Annotated in this window: 8 protein-coding genes; all 8 read right to left on the bottom strand. The window is 55.6% G+C overall.

What is annotated here, in order from left to right; translation table 11 throughout:
* Positions 1–15: 15 nt before the first annotated feature.
* Positions 16–1,095 (bottom strand): formylglycine-generating enzyme family protein, encoded by a 1,080-nt coding sequence (locus tag BLR09_RS10895; RefSeq protein WP_093201677.1) that lies wholly within the window; start codon positions 1,093–1,095, stop codon positions 16–18.
* A gap of 6 nt (positions 1,096–1,101) precedes the next feature.
* On the bottom strand, positions 1,102–2,628 hold the full coding sequence (locus BLR09_RS10890) for a sulfatase family protein (RefSeq protein WP_093201675.1): 1,527 nt from the start codon (positions 2,626–2,628) through the stop codon (positions 1,102–1,104).
* Positions 2,629–2,694: 66 nt separating this feature from the next.
* The gene (locus BLR09_RS10885; RefSeq protein WP_093201673.1) at positions 2,695–4,158 is read right to left on the bottom strand and encodes a RagB/SusD family nutrient uptake outer membrane protein; all 1,464 of its coding nucleotides are present in this window, start codon (positions 4,156–4,158) and stop codon (positions 2,695–2,697) included.
* 20 nt (positions 4,159–4,178) lie between these two features.
* Entirely contained in the window at positions 4,179–7,232 is a 3,054-nt protein-coding gene (locus BLR09_RS10880) for a SusC/RagA family TonB-linked outer membrane protein (protein WP_093201670.1), read from the bottom strand.
* Between the two features lie 681 nt (positions 7,233–7,913).
* A complete protein-coding gene (locus BLR09_RS10875) occupies positions 7,914–10,331 on the bottom strand; it encodes an ABC transporter permease (protein ID WP_093201667.1) in 2,418 nt (805 codons plus the stop codon).
* Positions 10,332–10,356: 25 nt separating this feature from the next.
* Complete coding sequence (locus BLR09_RS10870) at positions 10,357–12,774, bottom strand: ABC transporter permease (RefSeq protein WP_093201665.1); 2,418 nt, start codon at positions 12,772–12,774, stop codon at positions 10,357–10,359.
* A 63-nt stretch (positions 12,775–12,837) separates the two neighbouring features.
* Positions 12,838–13,128 carry a hypothetical protein gene (locus tag BLR09_RS10865; protein ID WP_093201662.1) on the bottom strand — a complete coding sequence of 97 codons (291 nt, stop codon included), beginning with the start codon at positions 13,126–13,128 and terminating at the stop codon, positions 12,838–12,840.
* 320 nt (positions 13,129–13,448) lie between these two features.
* Positions 13,449–15,893, bottom strand: a complete 2,445-nt coding sequence (locus BLR09_RS10860; RefSeq protein ID WP_093201660.1) for an ABC transporter permease — start codon at positions 15,891–15,893, stop codon at positions 13,449–13,451.
* Positions 15,894–15,974 lie beyond the last annotated feature (81 nt).

Here is a 15,974-nt window from a genome sequence, read left to right as displayed (position 1 = left end):
GCCGCCTTCTTCTTTTTAAATCCCCTTCACACACCTGAATCCCAGGTTATTCGATCCGCTGGAAACTTCTCCCTTGCCGCGGCTTCCGGCCTTGTACCGGATGCAGTACTGATCGCTGCAGAGGAAGGAGCCGCCCCGCTGTACCCGTTTGACGGCCCCGGGCTCCTGCGGGTCATAGCTGTCGTTCGGACCCTTTGGGTTATTCTTCGTGCTTTTGGCGTAATAATCAGGCCGGTAGTAATCGGCGCACCATTCCCATACATTCCCGTCCATGTCGTACAAACCATAGGGATTGGCCGGATAGGTTTTGACCGGCGCGAGCTCGGTAAAGCCATCTTCCTTCGCGTTCCGGTCCGGAAAATGCCCCTGATGGATATTGGCGACCCACTTGCCGTTGGGTTTCAACTGGTCTCCCCAATAATAGGGATGCTTGCCGGTGCGTCCGCCGCGGGCGGCAAATTCCCATTCGGCTTCGGTAGGGAGGCGCTTGCCTGCCCATTTGGCGTAGGCGGCGGCGTCTTCGTAGCATACCTGCACGACCGGTTCGTTGGGTTTTGCAACGGTATTCGGACCTTTCGGATGCCGCCAGTTTGCGCCGGCGACGTATTCCCACCATTGCAGGGGATCGTCGAGCGGAACGGGCTTTGCCGGAGGTGTGAAAACCGCCGAGCCGGGAACGAGCTTATCAGCAGGTACGCCGGGATAATCTGCCGGGTTCAGCTTCCGCTCGGCAACCGTCACATACTTCGTCGCTTTGACAAAGGCAGCGAACTCAGCATTGGTAACTTCGTGCTCGTCCATCCAGAACGGATCTACGTGCACGGTATGTACCGGTTTTGTGTCCTCGAAATCGTCAGAACCCATCGCGAAATCTCCGCCCGGAATACGTACCATACCGTTGACCGAAGCTACCGCACCGGCAGTATCCGCGGCCGGAGCCTCGCTTCGCAGGGCAGCAAACCGGCTGGGAACCTTGCATACGCCGGTTGAGCAGATGGCAGCCGAGTCGACTGCCTCTGCTGTCTGGGGCTTTTTCTCCTGACAGGCCGCGAGGCTTCCCAGAAGCGCAAGGAGGGAAAATGCTCGGATTGTCATGAATCGTTAGTTTTTACCCAGAATTTCAAGGGCTTCCTGATCCTTGTACTGTACCATGAGTTTGCGGAGTTTGTCTTTCAGCTCTGCGGTGATTTTTTCGTATCCTTTCTGCCCGTACAGGTTGTGCAACTGCTGGGGATCTTTCTTCAGATCAAAGAGTTCCCAGGTATTGATTTCCCCGTAAAAATGCACCAACGTAAACTGTTCCGAACGGACGCCGAAGTGCGGGTACACGTGGTGCGGCTGCGGAAACTCGTAATAGTGGTAGTAGGCTTCCTTGCGCCAGGGCGCTTTCTCGCCTTTCAGCAGTGGGAGGAAGGATTCTCCCTGGATTTCTGCCGGAATTTTTGAGCCGGTAATGTTGAGAACGGTCGGCGCCCAGTCGATGTTGCTGACGATCTGGTTGACTTTTGTCCCCGGCTTCACTACGCCCGGATAACGGATCACAAAGGGTGTTTTCAGCGATTCTTCGTAGATAAACCGCTTGTCGAACCAGCCGTGTTCGCCCATGTAAAAGCCCTGATCGGAGGCGTAGATGACAACGGTATTTTTGGCGAGACCGGACTTGTCGAGGTAGTCGAGGAGCTTGCCGATGTTGCGGTCGAGGGAGTTGGCCGTGGAAAGGTAATCTTTCAGGTACCGCTGGAATTTCCACTCTACCAGGGCTTTACCGCTCAGGTTTTTCGCGTCAAATTCCTTGGAAACCTTGCCTTCGTAATACGCTTTGAACGCTTTCTTTTCTTCCGGAGACATCCGGGCGAAGGTACTCCAGCGGCCTTTGGTATCGTAGTCGGCATGTACTTTGAGGTCTTCCTTGAGGCGCATGGTCTTGTCGATGGTCATGTCCTGCTTCGCGGCCGCTTCCCGTCCTTCATAGGTGTCGTAAAAGGTGGACGGAAGGGGGAACGTCACGTTGTCGTATGCGCCGAGGTCCTGCACATCCGGATACCACTCCCGGTGGGTAGCCTTGTGGCCGACGACGAGGAAAAATGGCTTGGACTGATCCCGCTTGGTGAGCCAGTCGAGCGACAGATCCGTGATCACATTCGTCACATACCCCGGATAGCGGACGGTATCGCTTTTTGAATTGACAAAATCAGAGCCATAGTAATGACCATGTCCGGGAAGGACATTCAGGTAGTCAAACCCGTTTGGCAGCGCATTTAGGTGCATTTTCCCGATCCAGGCAGTCTGGTAGCCGTTTTCCTGAAGTTTTTCGGGGAAAACGGGCTGGTTGGTATCAAACTTCTTTTCGTTGAGCTTGTATCCGTTCTGGTGGCTGAACTTCCCGGTCAGGAGCGTAGCCCGGCTCGGTCCGCAGATCGAGTTGGTCACGATATTGTTGTACAGGATGGCGCCCTCGTTGGCGATCCGGTCGATGTTCGGCGTCCGCGCGAGCTTGCTGCCATAGGCGCTGATGGTCTGGTGCGTGTGGTCGTCCGAAAAGATAAAAATCACATTCGGACGGGTCTGCTGGGCGAAAACGGAGCCCACTGTCAGAGCCGAAGCAGCCAGAAAAGGGAATAGCTTCATGGTGGTATACAAAAACAGATTTAGTAAAGATGCCTGACGGGCCGGCCGGCCCGTCAGGCTATTGGTTTAATTCGGATATCCGGGATTCTGGGTCAGATTCGGGTTGACGTCCCGCTCCCGCTGCGGAATCGGGAAGAGGGTATGGTAATCCTGAATGCGGGTATTGCCTTTGGCGCGGAGAAGGCTGACAAGCTTGCCTGTCCTGACGAGGTCAAACCAGCGATGGTCTTCGAAACCGAATTCCCAGCGGCGCTCGTCGAGGACGGCGTCGCGGAAGGTACTTTGAGATAAACCGGCGAGATCCACTGCCGCATCCGCACCCGATTTTCCGTATGCCCGGCGCCGTACCTGATTGATAGCCTGGTAGGCATCGGCCGTCGGACCGCCGATTTCGTTCAACGCTTCTGCATAGGTAAGCAACAGATCCGAATACCGCAAAACGGGGTAGTTCAGGTTGCCTTCTCCGAGCGTCGTAATCGCGGCAGGATCGAAGAATTTGTACCAGTGCGGCCGGAAGGTTGCCGCGCCTGCGCCTGCGTCGTACTTCGTGAAAAACGTACGGTCTCTCCGTAAATCGCCCGCTTTGAAGCTGTCGTAAAATTCCTGGGTAGGTACGTCGGCACTGTTGCCGGCGACGGTACCTCCACCCGGAAGGGCGATCGTCGCCCGGGGCAGGTAAAGCGCCATGCCGAAGCCGTTGCCGGTACCCGTACCTCCCTTGTTCTGGATTGCGAAGATGAACTCTTTGTTGATCTTGTTGGCCGGTGCAAACAGGTCAAAATAGCTGGCAAAGAGGCCATACTGCGCGTCGCCGAGGGCCGCTTTGGCCTTGTCGCGGGCATTGGGGTAGTCTTTCAGGGTGAGGTATACCTTGGCGAGCAGGCCCGTCGCGGCCGTACGGGTAGGCCGGCCGGCTGTAGCTGCGGTGGCCGTAGCGTCCAGGTTTTTCTCTCCGAAGGTAAAATCTTCGACGATTTGCTTGTAAACATCTTCCGCTTTGGCCCGTGGTGCATTTACGTCGCCCAGAGAAGTGGTCTGGTGTACAACCAGCGGCACGTCTCCGAAAAGGCGTACGAGGTTGAAATACAATAGCCCGCGGATAAACCGGGCCTCAGCCAGGAGGCGGTTTTTCTTCGTTTCGTCCGTGAAGGAAATCGCGGGAATCTTGTCGAGCGCCACATTGGCGTTTGCGATTGCTTTGTATAACGCCGTATACAGGGTGTAGATCCGGTCGTTTACGGGGCCGGTGGTGTAATCTTTCAGTGCGAAAATGTAAGAGTTCGCGACACCCTGACCGCATTCGGCATTATCCGTGGGTAGCTCCGCGAGCAGGTAAATGCCGCGGTAGTAGATGTCCCATTGGTTGTTGAGTACGTCGTAGGCCGCCGTGATGGCCGCTTCGGCGTCGGCTTCGGTTTTATAGAAGTTGCCTTCCACCATCAGGGAGTCCGGACTTTCCTTCAGAAAATCCTGGCAGGAGGTCGTCAGCAGACTCAGGGCGAGGAGAGCGGGTATGAATTTCTTCGTCATCGTTCGGTAGCAATAGAAGATCAAAAACGGATTTGAATACCTGCCAGCCAGGTTTTGGCGAGCGGGTAGGCGTCGGAATCGATGCCGCGGAGGATGTTGTTCTGGCCCGACTGGTTCGTCTCCGGATCATAGCCGGTGTAGTTGGTCCACGTCCAGAGGTTTTGACCGGTAACATAGATTTTCGCCGAAGACAAGCCTACTTGTTTGAGCCAGTTTGTCGGAAGGTGGTATCCGAGCGTAGCCGCACCGAGGCGGAGGTAGGAGCCGTCTTCCAGCTGCGCATCCGAGAAGAGGAAGGCCCGGTTGAGGCTTGCCCGCGGAATGGTATTGCTCGGGTTGGTCGGCGTCCAGCGGTCTTTCACACGCGCCGAACTGTTTTTCTGCCCGGTGGGCAGGTCCAGGTCCGCACGGGTACCGTTCAGAATGGTATTTCCATACACCCAGTTGAAGGTTGCGCTGAGTTCGAAGCCTTTGTAGGAGAAATCGTGCGTCATCCCGCCGTAGTGTTTTGGCTGTGCGAAGCCGATGTACTTGCGGTCAGAAGCGTCGATTTTGCCATCGCCGTTGATGTCTTTGTACCGGCGGTCGCCGGCGACAGCCGTCGGCTGCGCACTGCCGGCGATATTATCCCCGCTCTGGAAAATTCCATCGCTCACATACCCATAAAACCCGTTGAGCGCCACGCCCGGCCGGATGATGACCGGATCGGAAATCTTGAGATACCCGTTGATTTCGCCGGTCAGGATCTGGCTGACGGGCCCGAGATCCAGTACTTTATTCCGGTTGGCCGAGATATTGACCGAGGCGTTCCACTTGAAATCTCCCGTCAGAATCGGCGCGGAGAGGCTCAGTTCCAGTCCTTTGTTCTCCATGCTGCCGATGTTGCGGATAGCGGAGGCGAAGCCGGTCGACCAGGGTACGTTGATCCACAGCAGCATGTCGGTGGTTTTCTTGTAATACGCATCGATGGTACCGTTCAGGCGACCGTTGAAGAGAGAAAAATCAAGTCCTACGTCGGTTTGCGCGGTGGTTTCCCATTTCAGGTCTTTGTTCGGAATGTTCGACGGCGCAAAGCCTTTGTAGACTTTATCACCGATGATGTAGCTCATATTCGACAAACCGGCGAGGGATTGGTAGGGGCTGATTTCCTGATTTCCAATCTTCCCGTAGCTGACGCGAAGTTTGAGCTCGTCGAAGGCATTCAGGTTTTTGATGAAATCTTCTTCGGAAAGCTTCCAGGCGACGGAGCCGGACGGGAAGAAGCCATACTTGTTGTTATCTCCGAATTTGGAGGAGCCGTCGGCGCGCCCGGTCAGTGTAACCAGGTAGCGGTTTCGGAAAGAGTAATTGATCCGGCCGATGTAGGAGACCAGGCTCCAGTCCAGCGTATTTGTCGTCGGCGTATTGATAATCGAACCCGAGCCGAGGTTGTCCGCACCGAGCAGGTCGTTTACAAAGCCTGAAGCAGAGGAAGTTACCAGATTTCGTTGAAAATGCTGGGCACTAAAACCGGCCAGGGCCGTCAGACTATGCTGACCGAAGGTTTTGGAATACGTCAGCGTGTTCTCATTCAGCCAGGAAGCGGAGTTCGCCGATGAAACAGTACCCACGCCCTGGAGGCTGTATCCGGCCAGAATGGTACGGGGAGCGTAGTACTTTTCGCGGGTATTGATGACGTCGACGCCTACACTGGTCCGGAAGTCAAGCCCGTCGATGATTTTGTAGTTGGCAAACAGCGTGCCAAGTACCCGGTTGCTGACGCTCTTGTTGGTGAGTTCCAGAGCTGTTGCTACGGGGTTCCCGATGGGGATACCCCGGTCATTTTCAAGCGTATAGGCGCCGCTGCTGTTGCGAACGTTCAGGATAGGAGAGAAGTCCAGAGCCGATACCACTACCCCCTGCGTGCCTTCGCCGCCGCCGGTATTGGTCAGCGCCTGGTTGGCGTTGGTACTCGCGACGGTCAGGTTGGTACCGAATGTCAGGCGGTCGGTTGCTTTTTTCTCAAAATTGAACCGTGCTGAATACCGCTTGAAACCGGAGTTGATGATGACGCCTTTCTGATCGAAGTAGTTGAGAGACAGGGAGTACTTTGTTTTGACGTCTCCGCCGGAAGCGGTCAGCTGGTAGTTGGCAACGGGCGCATCCCGGAAAATCAGGTTTTGCCAGTCGGTACCTTTTCCGAAAGAAGCGATCTGGTCGGGCGTATAAACGGCTTTGCCGTTGGCGTCGTTGACGAGCTGGGCGAACTCGGTGGCGTTCAGGAGAGGAAGTTTCTTCGTGACGCTCTGGACGCCGTAGTAGGCGTTGAAATCAAACTGCGTCGGGCCTTCTTTTCCTTTTTTGGTGGTGATGAGAACGACCCCGTTGGCGCCCCGTGCGCCGTAAATAGCGGCTGCTGAGGCATCTTTCAGTACTTCCACCGACACGATATCGTTCGGGTTGATGAGGGAAAGGGCGTTGAGTTTCGGTCCGACCGTCGCGCCGGCGCCGGCCGAGCTGTTGTCGTTGTACACCGGAAACCCGTCGATGACATACAGCGGCTCGCTGCCGGTATTGACGGAGTTACTGCCCCGTATCCGGATGCTGGTAGCGCCGCCGGGCTGGTTGGAGGTGGTAGTGACCTGCACCCCGGCGGCGCGGCCCCGAAGGCCGTTGTCGAGAGAGGCAATGGGTACCCGCTTGAACTGCGCTTCCGAAATGGACGAAATGGACCCGGTCAGGTCGCTCTTTTTCTGGGTACCGTAGCCGATGACGACAACCTCGTTGAGATCGCTCGTAGATGCCGCGAGGAGCACATCAAGGAGCGTACGACCGCCGGCGGATACTTCCTGGGTCTGATAACCGACGCCGGAAAAGACGAGAACAGCATCGGACGAAGCCTGAATTTCATAGCGCCCGTCGGGCTGGGTGACCGTACCGCGGTTGGTATTTTTTACCCGGACGCTGATGCCGGGCAGGGTATGCTGATCGGAGGAGACGGTTCCCCGGATGGTCTGTGCGAAGCCCGGTACAGAAAGAAAGAGCAAAGCGATGAGCCACCAGGCCGGGCGACCGGCAGGTAAAGGAGTATGCATGTGAAGAAAGGGAATGAAAGTGAGAAAAAGGGTTCAGGCCGGAGGATCACGCCTGCAAGGCCCGGTGCGGGAAGGTCAGCGACAACAGGAAAGAAAAAAACGCGTCATATTCATCAAGGCTCGGTGTGCAATACATCTACCGGTGAAGGCATGATTCTATTTTATCTATAGAATCTGTATGCAAAATAGAGAAAGCAAATTTTAAAAACCAAGTAAACCTATAGAGTAAAGTGAAATTTATCGGCAAGTCACAAAATAGCGTAGACAAAAAAAGGCCGGGAAAGCCCGGCCTTGAGGTGAGGAACGAAAACAGTGCTACGAACGGCGGGATTTCCCATGCTCTTTGCGCAATAGCGGGTGGTTGAGCTCCGTCGAAACCAGCGTGGCGGGTGTGTTGGAAATGGGAAAATACGGCTGCCGGAGGTTTCGACGGGGCTCAACCACCGGGAGAAAAGCTCCGGGCATAGCACTTGCTCATGCCAACTGCGCTCCGGACTTTGCCGAACCCCAGGACTCAAAAACCTATCCTCCCAATTCCCTCATCGGGCTCTCCATCTGATGCTCTCTGCTGCGGTAGGCACAGCCTGCCAATTACAGGGTTCGTAGCAGATGCTACGAACGGCGGGGGGAGAGGTTCGCCGTTGCGAAGGGTAACCCCGTGCCCTCTGCCCCCTGCCATCCCTATTCCGCCTTCAAACTCTTCACCGGATTGACCAGCGCGGCCTTGATCGCCTGGCTGCCGATAGTAAGGATAGCAATGGCCAGCACCAGCAGCCCGGCGCCGGCAAAAATGCCCCAGCCGAGCGAAATACGGTAGGCAAACCCTTCCAGCCACTGCTGCGAGGCATAATAGCCGAGCGGCATCGCCAGAACGCCGGCGATGAGGATCAGCCGGAGGAAGTCGACCGTCACGAGCCGCGCAATCTGCCCGACACCCGCGCCGAGTACTTTCCGGATACCGATTTCCTTGGTGCGCTGTTCGAGGCTGAGAGACGTCAGTCCGAAAAGCCCCAGCAGCGAAATGAGGATCGAAATGGCTGATACATACGTGATGATCTTCCGCCAGCGCGTGTCGTCTCCATAGGCGCTCATCCGGTCGTCCTCCAGAAATGTGTAGGAGAAGGTAGAGTAGGGTGCCGCCTGGTGAAAGGCGCGCTCGATCGCCGGCAGAACGGTATACCCCGGCTTTGCCTGCAGGTATACTCCCGTCATTTTCGCCGGATTACCCAGGTACCAGACCATCGGGCGGATTTTTTCCCGGAGTGAACCCAGGTGGTAGTCTTTCACAACGCCGATGATTTCCTGAGAGACAAGGATATTGCCGTCTCTCAGCCGTTCGATGGATTGTCCGACGACCGGTTGACCCGGTTTGAAATAGGCTTTCACGAACGACTCATTCACCAGAATCTTATTCAGGGAATCCGACGGAACGCCCGCGTCAAAATTCCGCCCGGCTACGATCGGCACTTCGAGCAGCGGCAGGTGGTTCGCGTCGATGTCTTCAAAGTAGATGGATTCATCAATGCGTTTGTGATTGACGTGAAAACCGGAAGCCGATTTCCAGCCACCCGAACGCTGCGATACTTTCTCGACCCCTGGTATCCGGACTACCTTATCCCGGAAAGCAGTGGCATTCCCGCGGCCCCAGGGCATACTGACCCGGAGAATACCTTCAGACCGGTAGCCGGCCGGCGTAGCGGCGATGTAGCGGAACTGACTGTGCAGCACGAACGTGCCGATCAGCAGGAAAATAGCAATGGAAAACTGCACGCATACCAGCGTTTTGCCCAGGAGGTTTTTCCCGCCCAGCCGGAACCGCCCGTACAGCGTATCGACGGGTTTGAAGCGCGAGAGGACCATTGCCGGATAGGCGCCCGCCAGGAAAGAAACCAGCAACAACAGCCCGGCGAAGCCCAATATGGTTTCCGGATTAGCGAGGAAGCTGGTTTTCAGTGTCTTATTCGATAATTCCGAGAAGTAGGGAAGAAGCAGTTCCACCAATCCGAACGCCGGGAAGAACGCCAGCAGCGTCAGCAGGAACGATTCCCCTAGAAACTGGGAAATCAATTGTCCCCGGGTACTTCCGGTTACTTTCCGGATGCCGATTTCCTTGCCCCGGCGGAGCGACCGGGCCAGCGTCAGGTTCACAAAATTCACGCTCGCAATAAACAGGATCAGTCCGGCGATACCCAGGAGGATATAGGAATAGGTTACGTTCGAACCATCCGACAGCCCGTTGCCCATTCCATACCGGTTGTTGAGGTGGATTTCCGGGTACGGCTGGATGTCATAAGCCACCGACTCCTTCATGCCGTAGTCTTTCCGGAGTTTGGCGAGCTGCTCGCCGGCGTATTTCTGGAATACCCGGGGGAACTGCGCCCGTACCTGCGCGGGAGAGGCCTTTTCATGCAGCAGAACAAAGGTATTGAGGTGGCTGCTCATCCAGTCGGTTTCCGACTTGGCCCGTTCTTCGGCGCTGGTCGGCAGGGACTTCGCGAAGGGGATCAGGACGTCGAACCGCAGGGAAGAGTTCATGGGCGACGCCGCTGCCAGGCCGGAGATATAAAACGTCTCGAACTTACCGTCCAGGTCAATTTCGAGGGTTTTACCCAGTACGTCTGTCGTCCCGAACTGACGCATGGCCATTTCATTGGTGATGACGGCCGACGACAGTCCGCTCAGCACTTTCTCCGGGTTTCCTTTCAGCAGGGAGAAGGAAAAACAATGGAAAAAAGTGGAGTCGACGTAGACGACTTTTTCCTTTATTCCTTCTGAACCTTTCTTGACCAGCATATCCCAGCCCTTGACCCGGCAGATGGATTCGATAGCCGGGATCTCCCGCTGAAAACCGGGGCCGTGCGGCGTGCCGGTAATGCTGCTGTGAAATTCCTTTCCGTCGGGAGCTTTGTAGGTCGACACCAGCCGGTACAGCCGGTCTCCTTTTTCATGAAACTGGTCGTACGAAACTTCATCCCGCACAAACAGCAGGATCAGCATCACAACCGTGAGTCCGAGTGTCAGCCCGACAATATTGATCAGCGAAAACACCGGATTTTTGACCAGGTTTCGCCACGCGATTTTCAGGTAGTTCGAAAACATGGGATAAGGTTTAGAGGTTAGGAAATTACTCCGATTTCAAACTCTTAACAGGGTTGACAGACGCCGCCCGGATCGACTGGGAGGCAATCGTAAGCAGCGCAATAGACAGGGCAAGCAGGCCTGCTACTGCATAAATCCACCAGGAAATACCGACGCGGAAGGCAAAACCCTGCAGCCAGTTGTCCATCGCCAGCCAACCGAGCGGGAAGGCCAGCAGTGCCGCGATAATGACCAGCCGGGCGAAATCTTTCGACAAAAGCAACAGGATCTGCGTGATACTCGCCCCGAGTACTTTCCGGATGCCGATCTCCTTGGTCCGTTGCTCAGCGGTAAAGGCCGACAGCCCGAAGAGCCCGAGGCAGGCTATGAAAATCGCCATCAGGGCGAAGGACAGAAAAACAGTACCGATGCGTTGCTCGGACCGGTAAATTCCGTCAAACGCTTCATCCATAAACTTCGGGGCGAAGGGCTGGCCGGGCATCAGCCGGTTCCAGACCTGCTTTACCTGATCGAGCGTCGCCGGGATTTCTCCGGCCCGCAGGCGAAGCGAGGTACTGCCCTGGGGTACTTTCCCCAGCCGGAAGGAGAGTGCGCCGACTTGTTCCCGCAACGATTCATAATTGAAATTGCGGACGACTCCGATGACGGTCAGTTCCCGGGTTTTGCCGGTTTTCCGGTCAGAAATTTCCGCGATATGACTGCCGACGGGCTTTTGGAGACGAAAAAGCCGGACAGCGGATTCGTTGAGAATGACAGCGTTCGAATCCGTCGCCATATCCGCCCGGAAACCGCGGCCGCTCAGCAATTGCATACCCATTGTGCGGAGGTAGTCGGTGTCGATGTCCCAGCTTTGCATCGTCACGGCTTTTTCCTGGTTGATTTCACCTTCGGGGAAGAAGGTATCGTTGCTGCGCCACGACGGTACCGGCAGGTACCCGCCCACCGTGGTACTTTCCACGCCGCTGATGCGGCTCAGCTCTTCCTTCAGCTGTTTGGCGGGAGCGCCGTAGGTGTCGTTGAGAATGACGACCTGCTCCCGGTCGAAACCCACCTGTTTTTCCTGGATAAACCGGAGCTGACGGTAGATCACCAGCGTACACATCACCAGAAAAACCGAGGCAAAAAACTGAAATACCACCAGCGAACTGCGCAGCCGGCCGCTGCGCATACCGGCTGTCAGCTTGCCCTTGAGTACCGCCGCCGGTTGAAACGAAGACAGGTAGAACGCCGGATAGCTTCCCGCCAGCAGTCCCGTGAAGAGGGCAATACCAATCAGGAAAGGGAATACGTAGAAACTCTGCAACAGGCCGAGCGTCAGGTGCTTATCTGCCAGGTTGTTGAACGTCGGCAGCGCCATTTCCACCAGCAGTACGGCGATGGTACAGGCCATCAGGCTGAGGAGGATAGACTCCGTCAGAAACTGCCCGATCAGATCCCGGCTCATCGACCCCAGTACTTTCCGGACTCCTACCTCCCGGGCCCGGTGGGCGGAGCGGGCAGTAGCCAGGTTCATGAAATTGATACAGGCAATGATCAATATGAACAGCGCAATGGCCGAAAAGATATAGACATACTGAATGCTGCCGTTAGGCGAGAGCTCCGCTTCCCGGCCGGAGTGAAGGTGGATATCGGTCAGGGCAATCAGACTATACTTGACAGAATTACCTGCTTTTTCCAGGTCGGCAAAAGTAGCCCCGAGGGTTTTCAGCGCCTGGGGACCGGCATATTTCCGGTATAGCTCATTGAGCTGACGCTCTACTTCTACAGGCGAAGCACCGGGGCGTAACAGAAAGTAGGTCAGGTAGTTATTGCTGAGCCAGTTGTCCGACAGGTTATCCGGATAGTCGGTCATGCTGTAAAAAACATCTGCCCGCAGGTGGGAATTTTCCGGGAAATCAGGCAGCACGCCTGTTACCTGGTAATGCTTCGTGCCGCCGACAAGCAGCGATTTCCCGGTAGCATCCGAAACGCCGAAGTACTTCTTCGCCATTTTTTCGGTGATGACGACCGATCCCGGTTGCGTCAGTGCTTTGGCCGTATTGCCGTGCAGCAGCGGAAGTCCCAGTACCTCAAAAAGGGTAGAGTCTGCATAAACCTGTCGCTCCTGGATTTTTTCCTGGCCTTTCCAGATCATACCCGGCGACTCATCGCGGATACGCGCCATGCGCTCAATCTGCGGGTAGGTCAGCACCGCCGCCGGACCCATCGGTACAGGGGTGGTCGCGTAATGGGCGTCGGCGCCACCGAAACGGATGTCGGCATTCAGGCGAAAGACGCGGTCGGCATTGCCATAGAACCGGTCGAAGCTCAGCTCGTCGATGACGTAAAAGGTAATGAGCAGGCACGAAGCCAGTCCCAAAGCCAACCCCGCCAAATTGATGGCCGAATAGGTCTTGTTCCTCCAGAGGTTCCGGAGGGCGATTTTCAGGTAGTTTCTGAGCATAGGGCAGGGGGCATGGGGCATGGGGCGGAGAGCAGGATTACCCCATGCTCCATGCCCCTGGCCCTATGCCGTTAACATCTCACGTTGCTTGACGAGGTCTTCTTTTTTAACGAACGTAATAGGGACGAAGTCGTCCGACGGAGAGCCGATGTAGTACAACGTCCACTCCTTGTCATACGTGGAGAGCATTTCCCGCAGGCACTCCACCCGGTTGAAGGACGGCGTAGAGCATTCGTCCCAACGAAACAGCTCCACCCGGTAATGCAGGTCCTGCTTCTGCCCGTTGATGACCACGTTGATCTCAATTTCCTGTTTTCCAGGTAGTTGGGGGATGGGTACGGCGATGAATGACATTGGTTTAGGAGATTAGCGGCTTTGGGCTTTAAGCGGTAGGCTATAAGCTATAGGCTATAAGCTTTAAGCGTTAGGCCGGGTTAGCGATATGGTTGGAAGGAAGGGGGCAGCTTACTGCCTATAGCTTACAGCAGCTTAATCCCTGCCTTACTCCTTATTTCTGTTTTCCCCATCATAGGGGAGTGGATATGGCGATGAATGGCATTGGTTTGGGAGATTAACGGGCTTTAGGCTGTAAGCTATAGGCTTTAAGCATTAGGCCGGGTTGACGATACGGCTGGACGAAAGGGCAGCTTACTGCCTAAAGCTTACAGCCCTTCCTACTCCGACTTCAAACTCTTCGACGGATTCACCACGGCGGCTTTGACACTGTGAAAACCGACCGTCGCAAAGGCGATGGTCAGAGCTGCCAGGCCGGCCGCAGCATACATCCACCAGGCGATATCGATGCGGTAGGCGAACGCCTGCAGCCATTTGTCCATGAAATACCAGGCAATCGGACCGGCAATCAGAATCGACAGCAGGACCAGCCGCAGGAAATCTTTCGACAAAAGCACGACGATCTGACTGATCGATGCTCCCAGTACTTTCCGGATACCGATTTCTTTCGTCCGTTGCTGGGCCGCGAGCGCAATCAGTCCGAACAGCCCCAGGCAGGAAATGAATACCGCCAGCCCGGCAAAGTATCCGATGATGCTGCTCAGTCGCTGCTCGGCGTCGTAGGCACGGGACAGGTCCCGGTCCAGAAATTCATATTGAAATACCTTTTGCGGGAAGTTGGTATTCCATTCCCGGCGGATAAAGTCGATGGTCTGCGCCGTATTCTCCGGGCTGATTTTCATCGTGAAGACGTTCAGTATCCGGGGATTGAGGTCCATAACCAGGACATCGATCGGCAGAAAAAGCGATTCCGCATGGAAGTCTTTCACCACGCCGATGATCTTTCCGTGTTTGCCTTCGAGGTTAAACTTCCGGCCGATGGCTTCTGCCGGCGTACCCCATTTGTACCGCTTCACGGCCGTTTCATTCACGATGAAGCCTTCTTTCAGATCGGTGCCATATTTTTCGGAGAAAGGCCGTCCGGCGATTACCTGCAGGCCCATCGCGGGGATGAAGTGGTAGTCGACCGTCATGCTCATCGCAAACAGCTTGTCTTTCCCGGTAAAACCTTCCGGAACAACACCCCGCCGGGTTCCGCCGACGCCGATGCGCTGGTTGGCCAGGGTTACCTCCCGGACCGCCGGGTTCCGCAGCAGGATATTCCGGAACGTTTGCAGGCGGGTAGCGAGGCTGTCGTCCGGCTGATCGAAAATCGCGTTGAGATCCTGGCTCTTGAACGGAACCGTCACCACATGATCCTTAACAAAGCCCAGCTCCTGATTCCGGATGTAGGCCAGCTGCCGGTAGGCAACCAGCGTGCCAATCATCAGCGCCACGGAGGCAGTAAACTGAAACACAAGCAGACTTTGCCGCAGAATACCACCTTTTGCCTTGCCGCTGGAAAACTGCCCCTTCAGTGTTTCGACAGGCTTGAAGCCGGAGATAAAGAAGGCCGGATACAGGCCGGCGAGGACGCCCACCAGCAGAAATAACCCGACCATACCCGCCAGCAAAGGCAGGTCTCCGAAACTACTGCGGAAAGAGAAATCCTTCTGTGTCAGTTCATTGAAGACGGGGAAAAGGGCTTCCGTCAGCAAAATGGAAAAGAGAAACGCCAACAAACTCAGCAAAAGTGATTCGCCCAGAAACTGCCCGATCAGTTGCTTGCGGTCGGCGCCGAGTACCTTCCGCATGCCTACTTCCTTCGCGCGGCGCAGGGAGCGCGCCGTCGCCAGGTTCACGAAATTGATACCGGCGATCAGCAGCGTGATCGCGGCGATGCCGATGAAAATATACACCGTATTCTGATTGCCGACCGGCTCCACTTCCGACATCAGGTCAGACCGGAGGTGAATATCCCCCAGCGGCTGGAGCTTGTATTCAATGTCTTTCGCGAATTCCTTCCAGGCATGCGTCTGCAGAAACTGCGGGAAGCGGGCATTGATCCGGGCAGGATCCTGGCCGGGCTTGAGCAGTACGTAGGTCGACGAATGACTGATGATCCAGTTCTGATGCAGGTTTTCCTTCCCTTCCTTACTCATCGTCGAGAACATGGTCTCGTAATTGGCCATCGCATCGATGTGGATGTGCGAGTTGGCGGGCAGCTCTTCGATCACGCCTGAAACGGTAAGCGGATACTTTCCGCTCATCAGCAGGGTTTTACCGAGTGCCGGGCCGTCTCCGAAAAAGCGTTTGGCCGCCTTGTCTGTCAGCACAACCGAAAAGTTATTGGTGAGCGCTTTGGCCGGATTTCCTTCCAGAAAATGAAAGGAAAACAGCTTCAGCACGTCCGGATCGGCGAAGAAAAAACGCTCCTCTTCAAACCGGACAGGCCCTTCCGGGCGTGTTGCTTCCAGGGATGCGCTGCGGTTGAACAGGCGCGCAACAGCCTCCATTTCAGGGAAGTACGACGTCATCAGCGGAGCGGCAACCGGCGGGATGACGTGCAAACCCTTCGGCATGCCCGCAAATTTCGGAAGGTACGTCACCCGGTACAGCCGGTCGAATTTTTCCTGAAACCGATCGTAACTCAACTCGCTGCGGACAAAAAGCATGATCAGGAAACAACAGGTCATGCCCAATGTCAGTCCGACGACATTGATGAACGAAAAGAACCGGTGCCGCAGCAAATTCCGGAAGGCGATTTTCAGGTAATTGGCGAACATAGCAAGGGAAGGGTCACGTTTTCGGACTGTTCGCAAAAAGCATGCCGCCTGAAAATCAGGAATAGTAATCTACTGAAAAAC

This window comes from Siphonobacter aquaeclarae, assembly GCF_900103285.1.
In the GTDB taxonomy this organism is placed as follows: Bacteria; Bacteroidota; Bacteroidia; order Cytophagales; family Spirosomataceae; genus Siphonobacter; species Siphonobacter aquaeclarae.
This window is presented reverse-complemented; position numbering and strand designations above follow the sequence as displayed.

Excerpts from the sequence above, each read along its gene's own strand:
- BLR09_RS10895 (WP_093201677.1), bottom strand. The coding sequence starts at position 1,095 with ATGACAATCCGAGCATTTTCCCTCCTTGCGCTTCTGGGAAGCCTCGCG.
- BLR09_RS10890 (WP_093201675.1), bottom strand. The coding sequence starts at position 2,628 with ATGAAGCTATTCCCTTTTCTGGCTGCTTCGGCTCTGACAGTGGGCTCC.
- BLR09_RS10885 (WP_093201673.1), bottom strand. The coding sequence starts at position 4,158 with ATGACGAAGAAATTCATACCCGCTCTCCTCGCCCTGAGTCTGCTGACG.
- BLR09_RS10880 (WP_093201670.1), bottom strand. The coding sequence starts at position 7,232 with ATGCATACTCCTTTACCTGCCGGTCGCCCGGCCTGGTGGCTCATCGCT.
- BLR09_RS10875 (WP_093201667.1), bottom strand. The coding sequence starts at position 10,331 with ATGTTTTCGAACTACCTGAAAATCGCGTGGCGAAACCTGGTCAAAAAT.
- BLR09_RS10870 (WP_093201665.1), bottom strand. The coding sequence starts at position 12,774 with ATGCTCAGAAACTACCTGAAAATCGCCCTCCGGAACCTCTGGAGGAAC.
- BLR09_RS10865 (WP_093201662.1), bottom strand. The coding sequence starts at position 13,128 with ATGTCATTCATCGCCGTACCCATCCCCCAACTACCTGGAAAACAGGAA.
- BLR09_RS10860 (WP_093201660.1), bottom strand. The coding sequence starts at position 15,893 with ATGTTCGCCAATTACCTGAAAATCGCCTTCCGGAATTTGCTGCGGCAC.